Origin of the sequence: Paenibacillus sp. FSL R5-0341, assembly GCF_037975235.1 — a bacterium.
GTDB lineage: Bacteria > Bacillota > Bacilli > Paenibacillales > Paenibacillaceae > Paenibacillus > Paenibacillus amylolyticus_A.
This window is the reverse complement of record NZ_CP150241.1, coordinates 1,792,232-1,817,787: the sequence shown is the minus strand read 5'-3', so window position 1 is coordinate 1,817,787 and position 25,556 is coordinate 1,792,232. Positions and strand designations below refer to the sequence as shown.

The window sequence follows — 25,556 nt, the reverse complement described above, 5'->3', positions numbered from 1 at the left end:
CTCCTTCTAATCCGCCACTCCGTTATGCCGTCGCTCCACCCTGCGCAGCTTCGTGACTCCCGGTTCGAACGTATACGGAACGAATCTGACCTCAGGCAGAGTGCATTCAAGCCGTTCTCCCAGCTTCATCAGTTCACTCCGTACATTGGTCTCAACCTGAGCCATCACTCCGCTCCCGGCAAGCCGAAGAGATACTTCCATTGTCCCGTTCCCTTGCTGCACCACACGATAATGTTCAATATCCGGCGAAGCCGCAATGACTGCACGGGTCACGAAATCCGGAAAGACCGGTACCGCCTCACCCGTATGTATGTTTGAAAAATAAAGCGTGTCATCACAGCGGCCTTCAATCCGCTCAATGGCGGTACACGGGGAACCGCAGGCACATGGTAGCGCCGCCTCAGTCAGAATATCATTCAGCCGATACCGGATAATCGGCTGTGATGTTCTGGAGAAGTCCGTAATAATGGGTACAAACCGCCGGGTGGCAAGATCAATGAACTCTTTTTCAATATGCACGATGTCTTCATTCAAATGCAGTGTGCCATAACGACAGGTCGCACCCAGAAATCCTTCCGTACACTGATAGACTTGATGAACGGTCTGTCCGAAGACCTGCTCCAGCACCTTGCGATCCAGGGGGTCCAGAACCTCGGCAACCGAGATGATTTTATCCGGTACAGTGGTCAAATTGCCTGCCACATAGGCGTCCGCCAACAGACGCAGCATAGATGGAGGAGCCACCCACACGGTAGGTTGGTAGTTTTCCAGCCGATTCACCAAGGTCTCCACACGCTCCAGCAGATCAAAGTACTGAAACTGCAATTTGCCACGCTGCACGGATTCATACAGATTACTGTTGGCCCGCAGGAAAAACGCAATCTTTGCAGGTTTCCACAGTCCACCAGGCAGCAACTTGGCCAGCACCGTGCCCGTCCACGCATCCTGTTCCCGATCACTCACCAGAAATATCCCCCGGTTCCCTGACGTACCCGAAGACATTCCAACCGTCACGCCTTGAATGGAAGGTTTGAAGTCACGCGTTTCTTCACTTTCACCTGCAAGAGCCAGCGCTTCGTCCTTGGTGATGCCCACCGTGTTCAGTGTATCGAAGTGCTCCATCATAATCGATTTATCAATCAACGGAAATCTTCTCCAGTCGGATGCGTTCAAGCTACCCCACCACTTCCGGTAAAATGGAGATCGGACACGGATCTGATGAACATGCCGAATAACCCGCCGCTCTTGCCAGCGCTCCAGTTGTTCTCGCGTTTTCCATGCTCGCAGCCCACGTGCAAGCGCATAATGAAACACAATACGGAGGGTATTGCTCATCGTTTCTGCCCTCCTGTACCCCAAGCGTCTAGTACATCTCGACAATGACTCGGCACAATCCGAATGTGAGGAAACTGCTGATGCAGCTGAACCAATCGGTCAAAGTTACGATGGTATTCCTGTCGATTCGACATAATAATACCCGCGAGCGCATGAGGTCTGCGCTGTTCACGAAAAGCCCGACTCGACCACACCGCGTCCGCGCACAGGAAATAGTCGTGTTCTTCCGTACGCAGCAGGAGCCCCATCATACCTTCCGCATGCCCGGATACATCCACCCCCAGCACACTGCCATCGCCAAAGATATCGTAGACCTCATCAAAAGGGAATCCTTCCCCTATTCTCGTCAACCGCTCAGGCTGACACGTAACAGGCAATGATCTGGCCGTAAAACCCTCGGGCAACAGCCCGGCAAGAAAGCCTGCCTTTACAGCCGCAATCGGACCGAGTGAGCGTACAGCATCATAAGCTCTGGGCAGATAGATGAATTGAGCCTCCGGGAAATCTCGTACACCCGCGATGTGATCGCCGTGAAAATGCGAGAGGATGATATACCGAATATCGGAAGCTTTCAGTCCAAGCCCAGCCAGAAAATGAACGGCACTATCCTCTTCACGATAAACCACAGGTGTAATATGCCGATACAGTGCATTGGGCAGATGAGCCGTTTCCTCAAAAAAGCGGGAGCTATAACCCGTATCCAGCAGCATCGGTCCATGTACGGGATGAATGATGCAGGCAAATCCTGCCGGGAAAGGCACCGGGCTCAACCGACCACCGCGCAGCGTCAGAAACTCTGGATGTGTACAGTAACCCGCCGCACCCAAATATAGTTTCACCGGAGTTGTTGTCAGCATGATTCAGCCCTCCACCAGTCTGCAAATTGCTGCAAACCCTCTTCGATAGATACCCGAGGGATGTACCCCAATCGCTCCCGTGCATCTGTAATATCCAATGTCTGTGGAATAGATAAGGAGCCGACTGTGTACCGTGTCAACGGAGGTTCACCCAGCGCAGGAATAAAGCCATGAACTCGCTCCAGCAATGCTGCCGCTCCATATGCCGTCCTATACGGAATGTCTCGACGACGCAATGGCATACCCAGCATGCCAAACAAGCTGCTTACCAACTCACTGAACGCCCTCGGATCGCCGTTGGAGATATTGTAAGCTCGGCCGAGTGCTTCGCTAGAGGCATCGCGGCACAATAATAGGGCATCCACCACATTATCCACACATGTCAGATCGATTAATGCCTGTCCACCACCGATCATGGGCACGCCCGATTTCGCATTTGCTGCTACAATTCTGGGAAATAACGTCTGATCATACGGGCCAAAGATCGCTCGCGGTCGAATCATGATCGACGGAAGTCCCTTCGCATGCCCCTTCATCACAACCTGCTCAGCGAGAAGCTTTGTGGCTGCATAATGATTGGCTGGTTTGGCTGGCAGCGGATCATTCTCATGTACGTCATATCGCGGGTTGTAGTTAAAATATATACTCGGCGTCGAGACGTGTATGAATCGCTGTACATTACCACGTATACCGCCATCTACGAGATTTTGTGTCCCTTCTACATTACTGCTATAAAAATCACGATATCGGCCCCATGGGGAGGATAGAGCTGCGCAGTGAAACACCACATCCTGTCCCATACACGCTTCGTTTACTGCTGCCTCATCCCGTATATCTCCACTCTGGAATCGGATTCCTGCCAACTCAAGTTCTGCACCAACCTTAGGCTGTCGGCCCATACCGGTGACTTCCCATCCCTCTTTTGCAAGTCGGATCGCGAGGTGCCTACCCAGACATCCCGTAGCTCCTGTAACCAATGCTCTGTTCATTGTTGTTCACCGTTCCATTCTATGTCGTGAGTCAAAGCTTCAGTCAGCGAGCACTTCTGCGATCTTGCCAGACGCCATGCGGCCAGCACCACTCCGAATTGTTCCATTAAAGGTTGAAGATCCTGTCGTGCATAGACCACATCCCTGGTGCCACGCCACGCTGCTATCCATGCAAAGAACTTTCCTTTGCCGAAGATCTGCTGAACCCCGCTTCCCAGCATGGGAAGCATGAGCATGGCTTTGCTGCCCTGTGCCGGCATGATCATTTTTCTTTCTTTGATCAATGTCTCAGGTTCAGTCAGTGCACGTACCAAGTCACCTCCGGGGTGAAACAGATGAATCCCACTCGTTGCCCTCGGATTACACTCAATTGCGTACACTCGACCATTCTGACCTTCTATAAAATCAAACCCAATCTGTCCGCTAAACCCCGTTGCCTGGGCAAATTGTCTCACCCACGCAAGGGCACCTTCATGTTCCACCTGTTCAAAAAAAATACTCGCTCCCACGCTACCTGTACGATAGCGGCTGTCGTAAGTGGAATGCGCAACCAGTTGCCCTTCATGCGCTATGCTGTATGTACATAACATCTGACCAGGAATGAATACCTGTGCAACCCAAGGTGAAACAGAGGATAATTCCCCTTCGTCCGGAGGATCGTTACGGATATGTCGATGATTCTTTTGGCTTACATTTCCTTGCTGATCAGTCCTTGCCCCCGTGTCATCTGTCATAAACGTCGGCATGCGAACTTTGGCGGCAAAACGGGAATACACCGGTTTCCATACCCAATCCCCCATCGTTTCCAGAACAGACTGAGCTTCCATCCATTCCTGCCGACTGTTGATCAGGCGTGTATCCGGAACCGAAAGACCGAGTGATCTTGCGAGCTGGATAAAATCATATTTATGATGCAGCTCATGCAGCTGCTCCAATGAAGAGATCAAAACACGACAGTATGAACGCAGTCTGTCTGCCCCTTGAGCCACATAGAAGACTTCTTCACACATCGGAATCAATAGGTCAATTTGCCAATCCTGAACCAACCGTTCCAGCTCCGCCAGATACGCACTTGTGTCATGACGCGGCGATGGGACCGCAGCACACTGTTCCACTGCACTAGATGATCTGGTCAGATGCCGTACGGCACTCTCCGCAACATAGACCCGATGGCCTGCCCGATGAAGCATGCGTGCCAGATCGAGCGTTACGGGGGCCCTTCCGCCTGTAAGCAACACACGGAGAGAAGCAGATGCACGATGTTCAGTTTCCCCAGATCTAGTAGTCAAAAATGAGTCCTCCCAATGATAATCCGGCAGCCGTGCCAATCATCAGCACGCGATCCCCGCGCTGAATGCGCTGCTGTCTAATCGCTTCATGCAGACCCATCGGGATGGACGCCGCAATCGTATTGCCGTGATTTCGTGTGATGTCCATGAATCGATCTTCAGCAATCCCTAGCTTCTTGCGGATCAATCTCATCGCCATGGCACTTCCCTGATGAGGAATGACCAATTGGAAATCCTCCATTCGATTCCCGGTCGCTTGCAGCATATCGCCGATGAATCCAGGCAAAAGTCTGGAAGCCATGCGGAAGATCGCCTGTCCATCCATATGAAATAGGTACGGTTCAGGCTGATCTGCTTTATAATTCGAAGCATGCATCCGTGTACCTCCACCTGCAATTTCCGAGAAGCGAGCACCTCGGCTGTAGGTTTGAAGGGAAGCATGGACGATCTGCGACGATGATCCTTCAGGCGAACGCTCAATAATGACGGCGGCCGCTCCATCTCCGAACAGGGCCGCACTCTCTTTATCCGACCAATTCAGTCCGGCTGAGGCAATCTCAGTGGCTACGAGCAGTACTCGCTGGTAACGTCCGGCATCTACCATATAGGAGATCACATCCAGTCCGTTCAGGAAACTCAGGCAGGTTGCATCCACGTCAAAGGCAGGTACGCCCGAATCTTCCTGCCCCATGGCCTGCTGGATAAACACCGCCGTACTTGGTAACGGTTGTTCCTTCGTGCCACTGGTACACACCAAGCAGTCGATATCACTGAATTGCAGTCCTGCATCCGCTAGTGAAGCTTCGGCAGCCCGCGCGCCCATGAAGGAAGAGGTTTCTTCACCCGAAGCATAGTGGCGTATACCTACGCCTGTTGCTTTGCTAACCCAGCCGGCAGGCACGCCCAAGCGACGGTCCAGTTCCTCATCGGTAACTTCCTGTTCAGGCAGGTACTTCCCCGTTCCCGCGATCCTTACTCTTCTAAGTTGCATTTCCCCAACCTCTTTCTGTTCATCTGACTGATAATAAGTTCGTATTCAAAAAGACCGGTTTTCAGTACCGAGAAGATGGGATGAAGCTAGAAATGGAGTAGCGGAGCGTAGGAAAACTACGTGAGCAACGGACATTTCGGCTGAATACCATATTCGATGCTGATGATGCCACTAGGCATCCTTCGTAATCAAAAGCGGACTTTTTGAAAAACCTCTATAAGTTCAGCTAATTGTATTTACACTGATACTCCGATGACAGAACAACTTTCCGATCGCTGTTACCCCCAGATTTCTTGAATCCTTTTGTAAAATGGGGAAATCCGGGGATAAGCATATGCTTCCGATGCAGCATTCTTTCAGAAAGCTTTTAGGCGAACGCTTCGCTTCTTCAAGTTTTTTCTGTCCTCTCCGTTATCGTGTAAATGTTTAGTTGAACATATATAACAAAAGGGCAGATGCCTCTGCCCTTCCTGTTGTGTTTTCTTTTGTATGAAGTGTCATTTCTTCTTATTCAAGATCTCGGCAAGAGCGGTATCTAGCGTACCGTATGTGAAAGTGAATCCTTCCCTCTCCAATCGCTCGGGAATCACCCATCGGCTTTTGAGGACAAGCTCTGTTTCGGTCTGAATAAAACGTGCGCCCAGTTCAAGCATCCAGCGAGGGGAAGGTAATCCGATCCGAACACCCATCTGCTCTCTCAGGCTTGCCATCAGCTCGCGATTCGTAACGGGATGCGGTGAGGAGGCATTGAACACACCATTCAGGTGTGGATGCTCCTGCAGATAGATCACCATGCGGAACAGATCCTCGATATGAATCCAGCTGAACTGCTGTGTTCCTGCACCTTGCGATCCTCCTAGGCCAAAACGGACCAGGTTCGTCATGGGCACCATCACGCCGCCCTCCCCCAGCACAATCGCAATCCGCAATGCAATCTGACGCGTAGATGGCAGACTGAATTCGAAGAAAGCCTGTTCCCACGCCTTGGCAACGTCAACCGAGAAGCCAGAGCCAATCTCGCCCTCTTTTTCCGTCATGGGACGATCTTCGGCATGTCTGTATATGGTTGCTGTACTCGAATTAATCCATAACTCGGGAGGATGATTACAAGCCAGCACGGCTTCGCCAAGAATACGCGTAGTACGGGTTCTGGATTCCAGAATGACTTTGCGATTCTCATCCGTATAACGGCAGTTCACCGATTTACCTGTCAGATTAATCAGCATCTCTGCTTCTTCCAGTGCCTCTATGATTCCTGCTCGATCCTCCCAGGCAATATGACCGGCCTGACGCGAGATGATCAGCACCTCGTAACCCAGCTTCTTGAACCTTTGTGCAAAATCCTGTCCGACAAATCCCGTTCCACCAGCCAATACAATCTTCTTCACGGTATCCCCTCATTTCCCATACTGGGTAAAGAATCGCAAGATATAGATTGGAATGCTTCTATGCATGCATAATGCCTATATTAGATTAAACACCGCTGGTGACCATTTGGTTTGATTTAATTCGCACCCAGAGCTGCGTACAAACGATCCCGCTCTTCGATCGCCCATGCGTTTGCAGCGTTTTGTTCTAATTGATATCGGAGTTCATCATAAAAGTCATGGATCATGAATCCGTCTGGCAAGTTGCCAAGCATGGCTGTAAAGTTATACTCTGGCAGTATTTTCTTTCCTTCACTAATCTGCTTCAACCAGTCCATCCACTTCGCAAGAGTGAGCACTCCCTCCTGCCATAACTCAGCCTGTAACCCAAGCGCATCCTGAAACTGCTCGTACGCCAATGGATCAGCGAAGGCGCGGCAGGCCTGAACAGCCAGTCCATACAACTCGGTCACTGCACGACGCACCTCATGCTCAAGTTCGACCTCCAATCCCCCCATGTAGTCCTGAACCTGAATGCTCTGTCCATCATCATATAGTAGCGGTGCTTGGGCCAACAGTCGTACAATCTCTTCCATCTCGTGCATTGAAACTTTCTTCTGCTCATATAGAGCAGGTAATTGATATGCTGTAATGATCATTCACTCCTACATCGTTCTTCTATTAATGACCTATATTATAACATGGTTTGGCAATCAGCTATCAGGATAACTTGACTATCCACTACAAGTTGTAGTAGTTTATACGTACTACGTAGTGTAGTAATACGATCGTTATGGACGCATAACGATGTGAAGGAGTGTTCACGGTGAACCGGATTCAAAAATTATCCGAAACAGAAATGGAGTTAATGGTCGTGATATGGTCATGCGATCCACCCGTCACCTCGACAGAACTATTGGACATCTTCGCTGATAAGGGAAAAGCGTGGAAAGCGCAGACGATGTCTACCTTTTTGTCACGGTTGGTGGATAAAGGCGCACTTACCGTCACAAGACGTGGACGAACCAATGATTATATGCCTCTTCTACAGCCCGAAGATTACAAACTACAGGAAACGCAGCATGTTCTTGATGGACTCTATCAAGGTTCAGTCAAGAATTTGGTTTCAGCCATGTATGACGGCGACAAGCTTTCAGACGACGACATTTCAGAACTGAAAAAATGGCTTTCGGAAAAGTAGGTGCAGATGATGAACATCTTTTTTGAAATTCTGTGTAGCCTGACCGTGGCGGGAAGTATCGTTTCTGTTTGTATTTTGACGCTGAGACTTATACCCGTACCTGTTTTTCCGACCAAATGGCTCTACAGACTCGGTAAATTGGCTCTCTTATTTTATGTGTTTCCGGTATCTCTTGGCCTTTCATGGCTTTTGGATATTGCATTCCAAACGACATCAACTATACCGGGTACGGAGAATGCATCAGCTTCAGGCTTACTTGCTGGAACGTTTATCCCGGAACAAACTATTTCTGTAACCACAGCCTGGTTCTTGTTATGCATATGGGGCATTGGCGTCATTGGTTTTTCTGCATGGCAGGTGTACTGTTATCGGAGATTTCTGAATGAACTATCACGTACACGTACCCCAGTCCTTCGTCACAGTGAAGCAGCTATACAACTACCATTAATCAAAGAGGCTTTTGGACTCAAAAGCAATATCACGCTTGCTCACAGCACCGTAGTACGGAGCCCTATACTGGTTGGATTCTTCAAACCAACGATATATCTTCCACCAGAAAATACGGTAAAAATGGACATCAGCATGGTGATTCATCATGAGTTGGTACATCTAAAACATAAAGATCTGTGGGTCAAAGCTTTGACCCTGGGAGTTAGTGCCCTGCACTGGTTCAATCCTTTGACTCATATGATTCGCCGGGACATTCATACCTGGAGCGAGTTGGCCTGTGATGAAGAGGTGGTGAAAGAGATGTCTCATGAAGAGCGGAGACGATATGGTGAGACGATTTTAAATGTGATGGCAGGAACCAAGAAAATGCCTGCTCAATTTTGTTCGTCCCTATCGGGTGAAGGCAAACAATTAAAGAGGAGATTGATGATTATGCTTAATGTAAAGAAACTGAAAAAGAAACATTGGATGTTAAGTATGGGAGCCCTCCTGCTTATTACAGGCGTAAGTACGTCCACCGCCGTATGGGCATCAAACCACACAGTTAAAGTAGAAGCCCATGCTACTGAAGCTGTGCCTGTTCCTTCTACTGATGAATCTTCTGAAATCGTAGCTTCTCCCAACAAGGTCGGAATTTCCGAAGCTGTAACTGCTCCTTCCGAAACTCCTGAAATCGAGGCTCTCCCTGAGGATGAAGTTTCCGAAGCTGTGCCAGTTCCGTCTGCTACTGAACCTTCTACTACTAACCCTTCTGAGGCTAAAGTTGTAGAATCAGCCACTGTTCCTTTTACGGGTGAATCTCCTGAAATCGTAGCTCTCCCTGGGGATAAGGTTTCAGTAACTGTACCTGCTCCTTCAGAAAAATAACCTATCGTTAAGGAGCAATAGCATCCTTGTATGCAAACAGGACGAAGCATAGATCATAGATCTCCGCTTCGTCCTGTTTCCGCTTTTCTATCATGTGCGTTAGATAAATGTTTTGATCGTAGCAAAATATTCACGGATCATGTTGATGGGTTTCAGATAACCCGGTGACGGGGCCGATATGCCGTATTCTGCCGCATAACCGTTCTTGGCAGCGATGTATTTGGAGCGGAACATATGATAGTCACTGGTGACAATCATGATCTCGGGGTGCTCCAGCCCGGATTCAAGAATGATTTTTTTGGAAAAGGCCAAATTCTCCTGTGTGCTTGTGGAGCGATCTTCCATAATGACTTGGGCGGGGCTAATCCCCTGTTCAATCAGATAGTTTTTCATGGCGAGTGCTTCAGGAATTGATTCTCCAGGTCCCTGCCCACCCGATACAATGACCGGTGTCTGAGGATGACTGCGAATGTAGTCCAGACTGGCATCCAGCCTTTGCTTCAGTGTCAATGACAATTCTGTTCCTCTGATACCCGAACCCAGAATAATAACATAATCCGCTTCTTCCGGATCATTCGCACCAAGCTGTGTGAATACAAGTGCTTCAATAATGACAAAAGAGACGGCAACCACGCCAAATCCGGTGAGGATAATCCGCTTCAGAATAACATGCTTCTGATAGTCGATTCGTCTTAGCACGATAAAAGCCACCGTGATAATTCCGAAAAACATGACTGCAAACCTTTGGCCCCAGAAGATCAGAAATGCCACAAAACATGCCAACAGGACAAGATCAATGATCAGTCCATTTTTTTGTAAGAACTTTTTTATCAAATCCGTAGACACTCCTTCTTGTACTCGCAATTCCGCATATCCCTTATTATTCAGGCTGTTATTATCGTTAGTTTCGGCCATTGTTCCTGCCAGCACTTCTTCTGTACGCGTTGATTATAATAGTCGGCATCCGTGAAGAACGGACTTTTGCGGACTACGAGTTGATACAGATCATGCAAGCCATGCGGAGCACAGATGTTCACCTGATCCTCTTCATCCAGCTGTACTCCTATGGCAGTCACAACTTCTGGCCAATAGCGAAGAGCATCCTCAGTAGATTGATAAGGAACTGTGCCATTGCGCAGATGCATTCTCGCCTGATTTTTGACCGACCACTTGGCATTGCCTGTCAACTCACGAAGCTGACGCTCCAACTGGATGTCTCGTTCCTCAAGCAGGTCTGACGCATCATAATAGACAACATCGATATCACTATGCAGCTCGCGAAGGGCATATCCATGAAGAAGATCCCAGATATAATTACGAACATATCCTGCGCCTATGTAACATTGAGGCAATTGCAGACTTCGAACTCGCCGCAGGTCGTGCATTAATTCCTCATGCTCCATAATCGCTCGAACGAATTTCTCCACATGCAACACGTTTGCCTCCCTGCACTTCACCTTATTGTTCTCTTAATGCGATAAACTCTTGTTCCAATATATCATGTTTACCTAGTTGCAATAAAATGAACAACGCTTGAACATCCTCTGTACAACTTCGAATCCCTGATTAATCACAACCAAATAACCCATAAACAGCTTCGGTTATCCGACTGTCTATGGGCTACATTTGTATAGCGTTTGAAATGGTTAATATTTATTTAATCGGTATCCAGATTTGCGGCGGTTGGTTGGGTCCCGGGTATACTTCCAGCTCTGGCATATACGCGTGCTCATAAGGATTGGATGGAAACCATTCCGAAATAATCTGTTTCCACAGTAGCTGCATGCTCTCCGGCATCGGGCCTTCTACTTCAAATACACTCCATTTGGAAGCAGGCATAGTGAAGCTTGATAATTCTTCCGGTACTTCACCATCGTAAGTCGTAGCAATCCAGTATTGCATCTGTTTCTCCTGAATTTCGTTCTGATCCACAACGACACCGAGTAATCCTTGAATATCCCCATTGTTCAGTTCAAACAAACGATCCTCTGTACCACTCGTCCACACTTCCTGCCACATCTTTCCCATGCCTTGCAGATGTTCTCCATCTGCATATGAGAAAGTTTGCTCTACTCCGACCAACGTAAATTCGGGATGTTCAACGATTTTATACTTCATCGGTTCTGCTCCTTGTAGACTCACTTGAATCACCAGACGATTATACGATTGGACAGCGTTACTATTCTTTCGAGCCTCACTGGGTGCGATACCATGTTGTCTACGAAAGGCTTTGGAGAAAGATTCCGGTGTATCGAAACCATATTTAAGCGCCAAATCGATAATTTTAATATCACTCTGAAGCAGCTCATGTGCCGCCAATGTCAATCGTCTGCGTCTTATGTACTCGGCCACAGTAACATCAGTTAGTATGGCAAAGGTACGTTGAAAATGAAAAGGAGAGATATGGGCTTGCGCTGCAATCTGCTCCGTCGTCATATTTTCGAGCAAGTGGTCTTCCATATATTGAATAGCGACCTGTAATGAGTTGATCCAGTTCATGTGTTAATCACTCCTTGATGTCTAATATAACTGAAAAACAACCCAATAACCTGTCATGCTGTGCTTTCATTTGTCCGGTTACTCTACCCGGCGAACACTTCCCGTCACCCCATGTTGAAGCTGTACATTTGTAAAAGTAACCGTCGTCCCCTGCCCAATGGGGGATTGGGCCACAATGCCAACTTTGATCTCTTCCGGGCAGTCGAGACCGAAATAGCGAACCAGCTTCCACTTCTCTCCATCCTGAGAATAATGGAACGCAAAGCTGTTGCCTGCCCGAGCTACACGTAAATAAGGCTTGCTAACCTCTACAGGTGCTGATACACAATCATCCGAGTTACCACGAGTCACGACACTGAGAATGGACGGCTGTTCTTCGAAATACTCAAAGCAAACTTTAGCCCAATTCGTATCGTCCACTCTCACCATCAGGCAACCCGAGTCATACTGTTCTTTCATGTCCACCTGTACTTGAGTGACAATGCTGAAATCTCCCTTTACTATCGTATGTAAAAATGGTGCTGAGGCTTTGACCGGGTCACCTCCCGGATCAATGAAAAAGTCACTGATCGGCGAAACGGTTATCGTTACTTTGCCGTCTTCAATGGACCAATCCGCTGGCTCGTTCAGCCATCCCAGATTAGCAGATAATGTTTGACCTGAACATTGTTCGAATAGATTCGTCATGTGGCACACCCTTTATGTTGGAGTATAAGTTCTCTAATTTCTCTATTTGTATTCGATATGTATCATGGTTAATCCTGTATGTTTTTCATCAAGTTCCCATCCCTGATATCAGTTGATAGAGATCGTCACTTTTCATTATTAATAAGGTAATTTTATCCAAAATATGATAAACTGGACATACGCTATTACTTCAATGATATGAATCACAACAGGAGGTCATCCTATGTTTGGTGTTAACGTGAAAAAAATAGAAGATCAACTGGTCATCCGGTGGCAGTTTTCCAAAATTGAAATTCCCATCTCCAACATTACGTCAGTTACCCTTGACGATACATATGGTGGCAGCGAACTATCAGCCGTTCGAATAGGAGCAGCGTACGGTGCCTCCGAAACGATCCTGATCCGTACTACCAATCAATCCTACATTCTGTTCACTTCTAACGAAGCATTGTTTCCGAAAATTAGCGATTTGGTATCCAGCACAGCAAATTAGCTCATTCATTGAGACTTGCATCCATTCACATGAGATCGTTTCATATAAAAAGCGTCAGCATTGGCATAATTCTCTCATGCCTTGCTGACGCTTTTTGTACGTTGAGTATTCTTTCAGATGACAGCCCTACAACCAACTCCACTTCGGTAACTGATCGAGCGTAATGACCTCTTCGCTGTTATACACTTTCTTCAAAAACGCCACATCATTATGTGTCCCATCTCTGAGGAATCGACCTGTCCAAGTACAGAACCAACTCCAGTGCACATCCTGTTCCTTCATTTGCTCAGGATCAGGGATGGAACCGTTCTCGGCGAGTGCAATGATTTTGTTGTCCTTCACAAGTTCTCGCAGGTTGGCGTAACGTGCTGCCAGCGGGCTGTGATCTCCTGCCTCCGGGTATACATCTACACTCACAATATCCACGACATCATCCCCTGGATACCATTCCGTTTTTTCTGAGTTCCAGACCCAGATGAGATTGTGCAGTTTGTGCTCGTGAACCAATCGATCATACAACAACCGATATAATTGTATGGCAGGTTCGGGGCCTTTCGCTCCCCACCAGAACCAGCCGCCCTCCGCTTCATGAAGGGGTCGGAATAAAACAGGCATACCAGCATCCTTCAACTCTTGCAAGTGAAATGCAATTACATCGATATCGCGGATCAAAAGTCTGTACTCTTCTGACTCAGGATTTGCCAGCGCTGATGCTAGATCATAGGTGGTTGCGTTCGTATAGAACCCCCGCCACCACTCTTTACCTGGTTCATCGATCAGATCCGTCGGTGCATTCCAGTGCCAGCACAGCGTCACAATGCCACCTTGTTGGTGCCATGCAATCGCATCCCGGATCTCCTGAGAGACCGCGCCGCGCTCTGTTCTTGATGGCGAATATTCCATGAGATCAAAGCCAATCACAGCTGGTTTGCGGCCTGTGTTTTCATTAATCCAGTTCAGATTGCTGTAATCCTGCTGACCTGACAACATCCCTTTCCCATAACGCTCGACCAGAAACGCCATTAATTCTCTCGCTTCAGATGTCGCTGCTTCATTCACCGGAGCACTGTTGATCGTACGCACCGTCATCACTCACACCTCCAATTGGGTTTACCATGTTAACCAACGACACCGGAACGTTCAATACTCTCCACAAAATAGCGCTGTACAAACAGATACAAAATAATCAGCGGTGCAATCGCCAGCAAAATGCCTGTATCCACGATCATGGCCACATAGTTTGGATCGGCCTTAATGCCCGAGTTCGAGCCAAATCCCATCAGTTGCGGAATCAACTGGTTCGCCTGAGCAGGTAAGGAAGCCACCTTCAGCGAGATCAGTGGACTTTCACTCATGAACAATGCCGAATAGAATGTATCATTGTACTGCCATACAAAGGAGAACAAAATGACCGTAATCAATGGCGATATTGCATTGGGCAACATGATTCGAGCAAATGTTTTGAATCCACCAGCGCCGTCAATCAGTGCAGCCTCCTCGATTTCCTTCGGCATGCCCTTGAAGAACTGGCGGAATATATAGATGAACAGTCCAGCCTTCAGTCCTCCCGCTGTAGCGGCCGTAATTATGGAAGGCCAGTACGTATTCAGCAGATTGATGCCATTTGTTCCGGTGAACAACTGGATGATGCCCAGAAAGTCAAAGCTGCGGAAATGCAGATACATCGGCACCATGAGCGTACTTGTCGGTACCAGAATCGTGAGAATTACCAGCACAAAGAGCACATTGCTACCCGGAAAAGTAAACCGGGCGAAGCCGTATCCTGCAAGCGCACAGGACATGGCTGTCAGAAGCGTTGTAATGGTAACGAACAATAACGTGTTCGCCAGCAGAGGCAGGTAATCCATCACTTGCGCCGCTAGCCGGATATTATCCAATGTAAAGTGCTGGGGAATTATATAGATCGTTGGATTGTAGATATCCTGCTTATCCTTGAACGCAACTGACACTTTGAGAAATAACGGGTATAAAATAATAAATGAAATACCGATGACCAGTGCATATCTGAATATAGAATAGAGAAGGTCCGATGTCTTGTTTCGCACCCGATGCATGTGATAATTCTGCTTCGGAACTACCACCATGCGATCTGTCCCTGATGCAGCCATAATCTGAAGCCTCCCTTAATGTTAACCGTCAGTTGTAGTGAACCCGCCGTGACAGCACCCAGCCTACTACGATCAGGACAAGACCAATGACCAGCGTGTACAGCCAGGACATCGCCGAGCTTAAGCCAAAGTTCTGGGTTTTGAATGCGGTTTGGTAGATGGCCTGTGTGACTGGACTCCCGGCAAATGAATCAATGATCGTATAGATGACATTCGTCAGAATCAACGGACTGACCATGGGAAATGTAATTTTCCAGAACGATTCATAGGCTGTCGCCCCTTCGATCTTCGCAACCTCATACATCGATCCTGGTACTGATTGCAGCGCGGCGAGGAAGATCAGAATCTGAACGCCTGAGCTACTAATAATCTCATAGATCCGCATGATGGCTTCTACAATGTAATCCACATAGGCCATCGGTAGTCCCACATCCGCCAGCATCCGCACAATGGATACCACGTTGAACGAAGCACCGCCATCAGCTGATGCATCCACCGCACTCGCATCCCCCATTAGATTGATTAATCCCGCAGACTCAGCTGCTGCGACTGCACTGGAAGCCAGAATAACCGGCAGGAAAAAGATCGCACGTGCCATCGTTCTGCCTCTGAACTTCTGGTTGAGCAATGTCGCCGTAAACAAACTGAAGAACAGAATCATCGGCACGTTCAGTACCATCGCTCCAACTGAATCCACTAGAATCCGGTTGAATGTAGCGTCAACCAGAAGTGCATCCTTGAAATTTTTAAATCCAACGAAGTCCAGAACGTACCCGCCCGGAGCAACGGACAGATTACTCAGACTGAACCGAATCGATTGCAGGAGTGGTGTGGCAAAGAGGAAGATGAAACCGAGCAACCACGGAGAAATAAATGCAAGTCCAAGCAGCGCTCTCCGTGACTTCAGCGATAATCGAATGGTCCTCATCGGTTCATTCCTCCCACCACATAGTCCGTCCCGCCAACCGTTGTTCCATCCACGGTTACTGCATCCGCATTGTAATTCACAAGGATGGATGTACCCCCAGTATAGGTGATTCGGACCACGCCATCCTGAATGCGTTCATGCTTGAGAATCTGCTCATTCGCCAGATTTCCCAGCACTTCATTGGCCTGCTTATACAAGGCAACGGCATCATCCACCCAATATGCATACTCCGTTGCGTAGGCCGAATCATAATTCGTCAGCTTCAGCCTGGATGATGGTTCATAGGTCCATTGAAAATATGGAGCTGCCCCAAGCTCCAGACTGCGCAGCAACTGTTTGCGGAGATCCTGATCCCCCGACGTGTTCATCGGAGATGCCGCATAGTTCATGTATCCATGAATGACCATCGCATAAAAAGGAACTTCTTCATCGGTAATATTGAACCGACTCGACCCTGCGGGTACATTCACAACATGTTGTGCACTTCCCCAAGCGTAACTATTGGCTGCGGATACCATCAGGTTCGGATAGGATTGTTCCAGCTTGCCCAGCTGCTCCTTCACAATGTTCTTCGCCGTCTCCCGATGAATCACCCGACTATCCCGATAATCTGAAGTCAGGACCTGCCCGAGATCACGAAGAGATAATCCACCAAGGCCCAGTTTATTGAATTTGTCAGCAAACTCACTCACCACATAAGGAAGCTTGGCCGCTGAGAGCAAATAATAGCTGTCCTTACTCTGATCCATGCGATTAAGGGCAGGATTGTATGGATACAGTTCCGCGGTCTCCTTCGTTACAAACCGAGCTGCATCCGAGGAAGGAGCAAAGCGCAAATCATCGTGATACATGTGCTGGAAAGCCACATCCGGGAACAGAGCTCCACCCGACTGCTCCAGCTTAGCGGACAATGCTTGTAGCTCGGAACGACTACCTACTTCACTATCCAATTTCACCCGGGTTGGCGTATGATGGCTGATGCCGCCACCGAACCATCCCTGATAACGCATCTGTACGCGGTTCACACCTTCCTGCTGTAACTTCGCCGCCATTTCGGTGGCCTGTTCGTACGTCGTCATGGCTAAGGTGGTCCGATAAGGCACACTCAGGAACGAAGCCTTTTTGTCCACTGCACCAAGCACATCCACATAAAACGGCAACTCCGTCTGTTCTGAGAGTGGCTGCAATACATCCTGCTCGATCAACTGCTGCTGATACAGGCGGGCCATTCCTGAGTAACTGGCATCTTCTCCATGAAGAAAATGATAACGCACCTGAATATCTCCACGGAAAGGCTCATCGCTAAGCAGCTGAATCTCCTGCATTTTCTGCGAGGTGTACATCTCTAGCTCATCCTCTCCGCGCAGGGAGAAGGTCGCGTGTACATGGTTGTAGCTATTCTGTCTGCCGCCAATATCCGCAGAGATACTGGCAATGCCATCCCCTTTTTCAATGACTGCAAACCAGGCATTCTCCCCGTTCTTCAGACCAAACACAGGCATATACGCGGATTCGCTAACCTGAGGACGACTGAGCGAATTATCATTTGGGTCTGCGCCATATACCCGCTGTACATACTGCTCTTCCTGGGTTTTTCCGTTGTTCAGATGGATCAGGCTGCCTGAACCGTCGGGCACGAGCATGTAACCCTCACCCTTCGTATCCGCCGCACCAAAATAAGCGAGCAAATCAATATTCCGAATGCGGTATTGCCCACTTTCTTCTACTTGACTCAGAGGTACGGTCACAACAAGTGCCCCCTGCTCAAGTCGATATTCCACAGAAATGACGAAGCTGGGCTTATCCGATACACCTCCGCCTTCGACTCCATTCTCCTGATTGTCAAAAGCCAGATCGTCCACCGTGTAACCCGCCGTCTCAAAGGCAACCAGCATCTTGTTCAGCACAAGTTGCTTCGAAATCTGTCCATCCAGCCGTTCCAGAATATCCGGATTGCTCTTGGTTGGATAATATCGGGCAGATGTGTACCTTGCGACAGTAGCATCCAGCTTGGAAAGCACTTTCTCCTCCAGACGCTGTTTGCTAATCAGTTTAGGCAGCGCATCAATGCCAAGTGACGTATCACCAAGCGTATAATTCACCCGAATCCCTTGATCGATCTGACCCACTGTGAATTGTTTATTGCTAATACTGGAGCTGAAATTCGGAAAGTTCTCCAGTGTGCCCATCGCATCCCGGAAAGACACATTCAACTGGGAGGACAGCACCTCTTTTTCATAAGCGGAAGCAAGACCGTCCTCAGCCCGTTCTTTCGGGTTGCTATACCAGATCTCTCCACTTTTCCCGTCACGTACTGCAATTTCCGTTGTCTCCTCGTTATAATACAGGGCGAGTCTCTGATCTTCGGCGACCAGTTGCATACCCGGCACACCCTGCGAGGAGTCCTTACGGAACTGCAACGGGTCCTCCGTGACGGGCATGGCTTTGGTTGTCATATCCAGATAAGCCGCGGCTTCTACGGCAGGAACCCCCCTGTTGTTTATATACAGCAGCCCGGCTGCAATCATAATTACAGCTGCACCACCAGCCAGCACCGTATATAATCGTTGCTTTTTGTTCACGGATGCCGCCTCCTTTAGGTCCGAAAAATCAACTCGCGGTAAATGTTATAACCGAATTCGTACAACTGTTGCAGCATGCTGAAGACCAGTGCGCCAAGGAATACGATAATGCCCATCACAATGAGTGTCAGCACCATTGTAATGATTGTTCTAATCACCGTGTACTGGTGGACCGTCATCATGCCAATGAACAGAAGTAACACAAACCAGAAGAACGCAATACTATTGAACAGATAATAAAAAGCAGTCTCCTCCTGCACCATGAACCGGCTGATCACGATCATTGGGGCATAGATCAGAATAATTGGAATGAGCGAGTAACCTGTCGCCAGAACGATTTCCCTGAACTTGCCTTCCCCTTCCATCAAGGTCGTTACCGCCCAGTTGGCCGTGCACCATAGAAAGAAAGGGACCGCAACCGTGGCGATCTCGATGATGCTATTAATCGTACGAGGATCGATGTAATTGACGAGAAATCCAGCGTACTGCTTTTGCAAAATCATCATGACAATGGTAAGCGCCAGTGTCGCATAAGCAACAAGAAGCCGTCCCCGGTTATCCGACTTGAGGTCCCAGAATGCATCAATCGGGTGAAAAATGAGATGCAGCGGAAACTTAATGAAATCCTGCTTCACGATCAACCTGCCTCCTCCGTCTCCATTTAACCGCTACCCGGGTCAGGATCAGAATGACAATCAGCGCGATTGCAGCGGTCAGGAATGTACCGAAATGTTCCTTCATCATCTCCCGCCGATGCCTCTTGAACGCGACAGAATAACTCTTGCGGTCCATTCCAAGTTCGAAGTAACCCAGCGCTTCCTCGTTTTTCTTCTCCATTAATAAGGACTTGCCGATACCGATATAAGCGATGTCATAGTTAGCATTCAGCTTAAGCACTTCTCTCCATATATTCACGGCCTCTGTGTCCTCGCCCCGATAGTGGAGTGCCACCGCTTCATTCACACGGGCACCAAAACGGGTCGGCTCATAGACGACAAGGTTGTTTTTGCCCCGATCCAGAACCAAGTGGTGCTCACCCGATTGTTCAATCGCGACAGGTGTTTTGAGCGTGCCGACCTGATTTCCTTTGCCACCGTATATGTAGAGCAGATGACCTTCATCGTCGTACGTGAACACCCGGTTCTGTGTCGCATCCAGTACACTGTACATGCCATTGCCAAGCACTTTCACATCAATCAGTTTGGATGGACCGGGATTGTTACGGAACCGGATATCGCCTTTGACATCGTAATAACCAAACCGTTTCAGTACATCTTCGCCAGACGGGTTAAGCCGCTTGATCGGTTCATTCGAGCCGGGATCAATATTCGTCGCATACACGAATCCTTTGTGATCAATATCCGCATTGGAGAACTCCGTTGGAACAAACAGGACCATCTGTGCGCGCTGGGCTTTGGTCGATAACATGCGCCAGATATATTCGCCGTAGTCCCGCTCCACTTTGTTGGTACCGACGTATCCGATAAATTTCCCACTCTCGTCAAACTGCATGATGCCTTCGTAGACCCCCTGTGCCACAACATACACTCGGCCTACATGGTCCACCGTCAGCTTCAAGGGCTGGAACTGGAATTGGGTCGATAGGATATCCGACTCAGGCTTCGTGATGGTTTGTATCAGCGTCCCCTCTCCATCCAGGACAACTACACGACTGTTGCCCGTATCGGCGACGTATATGCGTTCTTCTTCATCTACAAATAATCCACCTGGAAGATTAAAGGTCTCCTTGATGCCCTCCATCATGAATCCATCGATTACGCGCAGCAGCTTAAAGCCTGGGTCCAATACGACAATTCGGCCGTTGCCGCTATCCAAAATATAGATCGACCCGGAGGGTGAAACATTCACATCACCGGGGTCTTTGAACTCACTAATGCCGAGGTCACGGCCAGATATGGTACGCTCGGGCAGATAGGCATCTGGTGAAGGAACAGCCTCTTTCCAGTAGTTGTAGTTATAACTCTCATACGGCGCCGGGGAGGCCGCCGCAGGCACGGCATTCACTAGCAGCAGAGATACTGCCGCCAGGAGAACAAGCCATCTTTTCACTGTGCGTGCCATATCGCTCCCCCTTAATCCTTCATGCCCGAACTCGCCATCGTCTCAATGATTCGGCTCTGAGAGAAGATAAATAGCGTGATCGGCACACTCATCAAAATCAGTGCTACCGCAGCACCCGCTCCTGCCCGGGATATTCCGCCCTGAATAATCTGACCTGCTGCATAATGCAGGGTCTTGAGCTGCTCGCTGTAGATGTATCCATTGCCATCACTGCCCCATAACATCTGGAACAGTAGAATGATCAATGTAAGCCAGGCTGGTTTCACATTGGGCATGACGATGGACCAGAAGATCCGATATTCACTGGCACCATCAATCTTGGCCGCTTCCAGCAGCGCATCCGGGATCTGCTCCATGAACTGCTTCATCAGATATAACCCGAGTGAATAGGCAAATGCCGGAATAATAACGGCCCAGTAGGTGTCGATCCATCCGAGCCATGACATGATCATATAGTTCGGAATGGCCGTCACCGCAGGTGTGAACATCAGTGACAGTACGACCACTTGGAACATGAATACTTTGCCCGGAAACTTGTGTTTGGCAAGCGGGTAAGCCGCTGCGGAAGCTAGCAGCACATGGCCTACGATACCGATGCCGGTTATAAACACCGTGTTGAATATATAACGTGAGAACGGCACCCACGAGTCACTCAGCAGATTCAGCAGATCTGTAAAGTTGCTGAACGTCGGATTTTTGACAAATAGCGTTGGTGGAAAGGTGAAAATCTCATCCAATGGTTTGAATGCATTGTTGATTGCATAGATCAGCGGTAGCACCATGAAGGCACCAAATACGAGCAGAAGGGCAAACAGGGAGAGACTTCCCGATAGCGAGCGATTTACCCGCTTTTTGCCTGTCGCAATTGCAGCCATAGCTATTCTCCCACCCTTCGAAGCAGTTTCTGTACCAGCAAGTTGGTGCCCACCATAATCATGAACAGTACGGTGGCAATCGCCGAGGCGTAGCCCATCTCAAACCGTGTTGTACCGAAGTCGATCAAGTGGGTGACCACCGTCTCTGCCGCATAGTTCACGCTCGGGAACCCGGCCAGTGCGATCGACACATCGGCCACGGCAAACGAGGTTGTGAGCTGAATGACTGCGCCGAACATGAGCTGCGGACGCATCGAAGGCAAGGTGATGTACCATAGCTCCTGCCAGCGATTCTTGATGCCATCCACCGCTCCCGCTTCGTACAATGTCCGGTCCACCGTCTGCAAACCAGCGATAAAGGCCAGAAATCCAGTGCCCAGACTCAGCCACAGCTGCACAAGAATGAGGATCGGCATAATGTAAGCTTCTGTCTTCAACCATTGGATCGGCTCCAGCAGAAAGCCCCATTTGATCAACAACCCATTCGCAATGCCATAACGATCTCCCGAGAAGATCATCAGCCAGATAAAATATACATTGCCCGAGATGGAGGGCGCATAGAAGATCAGCGTCATGAACGCTCTCCATTTCGGCGTTAACTCATTAATGATCCATGCGAAGACGAAACAGGCAATATAACTGATTGGTCCGGTAATAATAGCGAACAGCAACGTATTCTTGATCGCAATCAGGAATACATCATCCTCCAGAAACAGACGAGTATAGTTCTGCCAGCCAATAAAACGCGGAAATTCCAGCATGTTAAAGTAGGTGAAGCTGAGTATGATCGAGATGACAACCGGGATCACGGTAAACATGATGAACAGGAGCATATAAGGTGCAAGCAGGACATAGGAATGTTTGCTGGCCTTCATTTCCTGGAGCTTCCAGCTCCACCACGATTTCATGCCCATCCTTGACGCTTTCTCAGGAGGACTGTTTTGTCCGTCTCGGAGTGATATTTGTGGCACGATTAACCCTCCCTCTGCTTACGGAAGACCAAATTCATTACGCTTGACGCGAATCTCGTCCTGAATATATTGGGTATAATCCATAATGGATTCCCTGGCTTCCACTTGGCCAACAACGGTTTTGTAAAATGCATTGAACAGATGGCGGCCTGTAAAATAACCACCGGGTACTTCAGGAATGCCCTTCACCGTTTCGAATTGAGCCTTGAGATTGGCGTAATCCTCCGCAGGCCACGGCAGGGAATCCAGTGCCTTGATGTTGGCCGTTGGATAACGGGCAGCCGCACCCATCAGCCCTTCCATCTCCCGTCCGAATTCCGCCTGAATCGGTGTACTGGTCCACCACTTCATGAACTCCCACGCCGCGTCCTGATCCTTGGCACTCTCCAGCATCATGACCGCGCTGCCTCCACCCGGTACATCCCGATTCAAGGTTCCATCCGCCTGAACGGTTCCCGGGACAGGAACGAATCCCCATAGTCCCCGAATCTCCGGTGCAAAAACGGACAACTGGTTGTACATGGTGTAATCCGTTAGTCCAATAGGCATCTGTCCTGTCCGGAAACGGTTGGCAAAATCATATTCCCGCTCCAGCTTGTAATCGGTATAGAACTCCGTCCACTGCTTGAACGTCTCGATTCCGATCCGGGAATCCAGATCCGACTCTTTGTCATCGTTACGATAGAAAGCGCCTCCGTTCTGAAGCAGCATCGTTGCATACTGCGAGTTCGGCGGAATATTGACACCCTGCATATTGGCCTGGGTCACAATTGGCATACCGAATTCCATATGATTCTTGCTCAGAATCGCGAGCAGAGCTTCAACATCCTCCCAGTTCTGAGGCACTTCAAGCCCCAGTTCTTCAAGCACGTCTTTACGATAAAACAGCATATTAAAGGTTTGTGTTTCCGGCAGAGCATATACGCCTGAATCATAGGCATACGGCACGATCGCACTTTCCCTGAACTCCTGTTCCACGCTGCTATAATCACTGAATTGCGTCAGATCTACAGCCGAGTTCCGCATCGCAAAGTTCACCGGCAGATCGTTGCCGATCTGCATCGCTACGTCCGGTCCTTCACCAGACAAAGTCGCTGGCAACAAGGTTCCCATATTCACCAGCTTCAGATTGACATTGATACCACTGTCTGGTGTAAAGGTCTTGTCAATCATCGCTTTCATCGTATTCGCCTGGTCACGTCCACTACCAATCCAGACGGTTACCGTCCGCTGATCTTCCGATGTCGCTACATTGCCGATCTGGTTATAATCAATGAAGAACGAATGATAGAATATCTTCGCTTCATGACCGAGCTTCGCGAGTGGCCCCATGCCTGTGCCGGGAATATCGCGGTCGATCGAAGTGACGTACAGTGCATCGATCTCAAGTGGTTGTTCTCGTGCCTGCTGCACCCATGTGCCGAGACCGCCTGTGTTGGTTTTATACGCCGCAAGCCGTCTTGGAATGGTATCTGGCTTGTCAATCATCTCGTCCAATTGAAGCGCCATCGTCTTAATCAAGGCTTCCTGATCGCTGGACTGTCCTGACAAGAGACGAAGCTGTGCAGCCACGTCCTTGAGACGTTTACTTTCTCCGCTGAATACTTCCAGCAGGTTCGGGATCTGCTTATCCACCCGATAATCCCGGAATTCATCAGGCTTCGTGCCTGTAATCATCAGAATACGTCGGTACATGGAGTTCAAGTTGTACAGACTGTCCTCCACATTGCGGATAAGGGGTGCAAAGTCACCGAGGCTGTTCTCCAGCCGTAGCACATGTTTTCCTTTGTCCAATTGAAACTTGTATGCTTCCTTGCCTCCCATGACGTCAATGCGATAGTCGCTTTGGTAACGGAAAGGTGCTTTCGCCATCTCTGCAAACGGAACTTCGCCGTCAATGGTCAGTTTGCGTGTAGAATAGATGCCTTTGACAAAATTCTGCTGTGCGGTAAAACCGATATGATAAAGTCCGCTCTCCGGCACATCCACTTCCCATTCAATCCATTGTCCTGGCAGACGCCAGTTAAAGCCACCAATCGTATTGATGCGTACCTGGGAAGCACTATAAGGAGATACAGCAGAACTTGACCTTTCGCTCGTCGGGTATAACGTAGGTGAAGATTTGGCAATTGCGGCTTCTCCTTCAATGCGAATCAGTACATCCTTCGGCTGCCCGGAGGAATCCGACTGTTGTGCCCCCGCAGTCTCCGCGTAAGGAACGGCTGGCTTCTCATTGAAAAGACGAATGGACCGGATCACCATGGGTTCACGCGATGATTTTAGCGTTAGCGTGTGTTCCCCTTTTTCCAAATAAAACTTGAATGGAGCCTGTTCGTACCCGTCTGAGTCCTGAAACGTTTCTTCCATCCAGCGAGGTTGCTCCACTTGTCTCGGGCGAAGGTCATTGCCTTGGTTATCCTGTTCAACGACATCTTTCTCATTCGCCCATACTCGATCAAACTGCAAATAGGCGGCTTCCGCAAATGGAAGTTCACCGTCAATGTACAATGCACGCTCAATGGCCGAACTCTTGCCCTCAACGGGAAAATAGATCGCGGACAGGTTATACAGCCCGGTCTCCGGCACGTTAATGGTCCAATCGACTTGTCCGGTCTCTCCGGTATGGAGAGATACACCATCCATTCCCTCATAATTAGTCAGTTTGCGGACGTCTTCACCTTCGGTTCTTATGTAATCCCCTGCTTCAATGGTGATGTCCACATTCGGCTGCGAAGCCTGATCCGTTCCGGATCGATACTGTTCGTAACCCTTTTTCTGCCGGGTCTGCTGCAAGATTGCATCCACTTCAATGGCAGGCAGACTGCCAGGTGGAATGTCTGCACTCTTCACATCAGCGCCGGAAGTTACATATAGAATGATGCAGGCTGCCGCCACGATGATCACTGTGGACAATATCCATGTCTTGCGTTGTAGAATTCCAGCCATCCTACGAGTCCTCCTCAT

General features: G+C 49.0%; 23 protein-coding genes. 3 read left to right on the top strand and 20 right to left on the bottom strand.

The window, feature by feature from the left end:
* Positions 1-6 precede the first annotated feature (6 nt).
* The 7 genes from MKX75_RS08310 to MKX75_RS08280 all read right to left on the bottom strand — a co-directional run bounded on the left by MKX75_RS08310 (position 7) and on the right by MKX75_RS08280 (position 7,487).
* Positions 7-1,335: a F390 synthetase-related protein gene (locus MKX75_RS08310; protein WP_339169286.1), complete on the bottom strand. Its 1,329-nt coding sequence runs from the start codon at positions 1,333-1,335 to the stop codon at positions 7-9.
* On the bottom strand, positions 1,332-2,192 hold the full coding sequence (locus MKX75_RS08305) for an MBL fold metallo-hydrolase (protein WP_339169284.1): 861 nt from the start codon (positions 2,190-2,192) through the stop codon (positions 1,332-1,334). The genes MKX75_RS08310 and MKX75_RS08305 overlap by 4 nt, the downstream gene beginning before the upstream one ends.
* On the bottom strand, positions 2,186-3,181 hold the full coding sequence (locus MKX75_RS08300) for an NAD-dependent epimerase/dehydratase family protein (protein WP_339169283.1): 996 nt from the start codon (positions 3,179-3,181) through the stop codon (positions 2,186-2,188). Before MKX75_RS08300 ends, MKX75_RS08305 begins: the two co-directional genes overlap by 7 nt.
* Positions 3,178-4,470 carry an ATP-grasp domain-containing protein gene (locus MKX75_RS08295; RefSeq protein ID WP_339169281.1) on the bottom strand — a complete coding sequence of 431 codons (1,293 nt, stop codon included), beginning with the start codon at positions 4,468-4,470 and terminating at the stop codon, positions 3,178-3,180. Before MKX75_RS08295 ends, MKX75_RS08300 begins: the two co-directional genes overlap by 4 nt.
* The gene (locus MKX75_RS08290) at positions 4,460-5,461 is read right to left on the bottom strand and encodes a beta-ketoacyl-ACP synthase III (RefSeq protein ID WP_076330227.1); all 1,002 of its coding nucleotides are present in this window, start codon (positions 5,459-5,461) and stop codon (positions 4,460-4,462) included. The genes MKX75_RS08295 and MKX75_RS08290 overlap by 11 nt, the downstream gene beginning before the upstream one ends.
* A gap of 497 nt (positions 5,462-5,958) precedes the next feature.
* A complete protein-coding gene (locus tag MKX75_RS08285) occupies positions 5,959-6,849 on the bottom strand; it encodes a TIGR01777 family oxidoreductase (protein WP_076330226.1) in 891 nt (296 codons plus the stop codon).
* 116 nt (positions 6,850-6,965) lie between these two features.
* Positions 6,966-7,487 (bottom strand): hypothetical protein, encoded by a 522-nt coding sequence (locus MKX75_RS08280; protein WP_076330225.1) that lies wholly within the window; start codon positions 7,485-7,487, stop codon positions 6,966-6,968.
* Between the two features lie 167 nt (positions 7,488-7,654).
* Here MKX75_RS08280 and MKX75_RS08275 point away from each other — a divergent pair, with 167 nt between their 5' ends.
* A complete protein-coding gene (locus tag MKX75_RS08275; protein WP_076330224.1) occupies positions 7,655-8,029 on the top strand; it encodes a BlaI/MecI/CopY family transcriptional regulator in 375 nt (124 codons plus the stop codon).
* Between the two features lie 6 nt (positions 8,030-8,035).
* Positions 8,036-9,346, top strand: coding sequence for a M56 family metallopeptidase (locus MKX75_RS08270; RefSeq protein ID WP_254847787.1), 1,311 nt, complete (start codon positions 8,036-8,038; stop codon positions 9,344-9,346).
* A 99-nt stretch (positions 9,347-9,445) separates the two neighbouring features.
* Here the strand turns inward: MKX75_RS08270 and MKX75_RS08265 are convergent, their stop codons facing one another.
* From MKX75_RS08265 to MKX75_RS08250, 4 genes are all read right to left on the bottom strand, one after another.
* Positions 9,446-10,180, bottom strand: a complete 735-nt coding sequence (locus tag MKX75_RS08265; RefSeq protein ID WP_339169279.1) for a YdcF family protein — start codon at positions 10,178-10,180, stop codon at positions 9,446-9,448.
* Positions 10,181-10,230: 50 nt separating this feature from the next.
* Positions 10,231-10,782 carry a nucleotidyltransferase family protein gene (locus tag MKX75_RS08260; protein WP_339169278.1) on the bottom strand — a complete coding sequence of 184 codons (552 nt, stop codon included), beginning with the start codon at positions 10,780-10,782 and terminating at the stop codon, positions 10,231-10,233.
* Positions 10,783-10,999: 217 nt separating this feature from the next.
* A complete protein-coding gene (locus MKX75_RS08255) occupies positions 11,000-11,845 on the bottom strand; it encodes an AraC family transcriptional regulator (protein ID WP_339169276.1) in 846 nt (281 codons plus the stop codon).
* Positions 11,846-11,923: 78 nt separating this feature from the next.
* Positions 11,924-12,532: a DUF1349 domain-containing protein gene (locus MKX75_RS08250; RefSeq protein WP_076330221.1), complete on the bottom strand. Its 609-nt coding sequence runs from the start codon at positions 12,530-12,532 to the stop codon at positions 11,924-11,926.
* A gap of 223 nt (positions 12,533-12,755) precedes the next feature.
* Here MKX75_RS08250 and MKX75_RS08245 point away from each other — a divergent pair, with 223 nt between their 5' ends.
* Positions 12,756-13,025: a hypothetical protein gene (locus MKX75_RS08245; RefSeq protein WP_076330220.1), complete on the top strand. Its 270-nt coding sequence runs from the start codon at positions 12,756-12,758 to the stop codon at positions 13,023-13,025.
* A gap of 126 nt (positions 13,026-13,151) precedes the next feature.
* Here the strand turns inward: MKX75_RS08245 and MKX75_RS08240 are convergent, their stop codons facing one another.
* From MKX75_RS08240 to MKX75_RS08200, 9 genes are all read right to left on the bottom strand, one after another.
* A complete protein-coding gene (locus MKX75_RS08240) occupies positions 13,152-14,114 on the bottom strand; it encodes a glycosyl hydrolase (protein ID WP_339169274.1) in 963 nt (320 codons plus the stop codon).
* A 29-nt stretch (positions 14,115-14,143) separates the two neighbouring features.
* Positions 14,144-15,154 (bottom strand): carbohydrate ABC transporter permease, encoded by a 1,011-nt coding sequence (locus MKX75_RS08235; protein ID WP_339169273.1) that lies wholly within the window; start codon positions 15,152-15,154, stop codon positions 14,144-14,146.
* A gap of 28 nt (positions 15,155-15,182) precedes the next feature.
* A complete protein-coding gene (locus MKX75_RS08230; RefSeq protein ID WP_062833380.1) occupies positions 15,183-16,082 on the bottom strand; it encodes a sugar ABC transporter permease in 900 nt (299 codons plus the stop codon).
* Positions 16,079-18,664: a DUF5696 domain-containing protein gene (locus tag MKX75_RS08225; RefSeq protein WP_339169271.1), complete on the bottom strand. Its 2,586-nt coding sequence runs from the start codon at positions 18,662-18,664 to the stop codon at positions 16,079-16,081. The genes MKX75_RS08230 and MKX75_RS08225 overlap by 4 nt, the downstream gene beginning before the upstream one ends.
* A 14-nt stretch (positions 18,665-18,678) precedes the next feature.
* The gene (locus MKX75_RS08220; protein ID WP_339169270.1) at positions 18,679-19,299 is read right to left on the bottom strand and encodes a YIP1 family protein; all 621 of its coding nucleotides are present in this window, start codon (positions 19,297-19,299) and stop codon (positions 18,679-18,681) included.
* The gene (locus tag MKX75_RS08215) at positions 19,280-20,746 is read right to left on the bottom strand and encodes an NHL repeat-containing protein (RefSeq protein ID WP_339169269.1); all 1,467 of its coding nucleotides are present in this window, start codon (positions 20,744-20,746) and stop codon (positions 19,280-19,282) included. The genes MKX75_RS08220 and MKX75_RS08215 overlap by 20 nt, the downstream gene beginning before the upstream one ends.
* Positions 20,747-20,757: 11 nt before the next feature.
* On the bottom strand, positions 20,758-21,621 hold the full coding sequence (locus MKX75_RS08210) for a carbohydrate ABC transporter permease (RefSeq protein ID WP_017689719.1): 864 nt from the start codon (positions 21,619-21,621) through the stop codon (positions 20,758-20,760).
* Positions 21,622-21,623: 2 nt separating this feature from the next.
* Positions 21,624-22,535, bottom strand: a complete 912-nt coding sequence (locus MKX75_RS08205) for a sugar ABC transporter permease (RefSeq protein WP_062833376.1) — start codon at positions 22,533-22,535, stop codon at positions 21,624-21,626.
* A 75-nt stretch (positions 22,536-22,610) separates the two neighbouring features.
* Positions 22,611-25,538, bottom strand: coding sequence for an extracellular solute-binding protein (locus tag MKX75_RS08200; protein ID WP_339169267.1), 2,928 nt, complete (start codon positions 25,536-25,538; stop codon positions 22,611-22,613).
* Positions 25,539-25,556 lie beyond the last annotated feature (18 nt).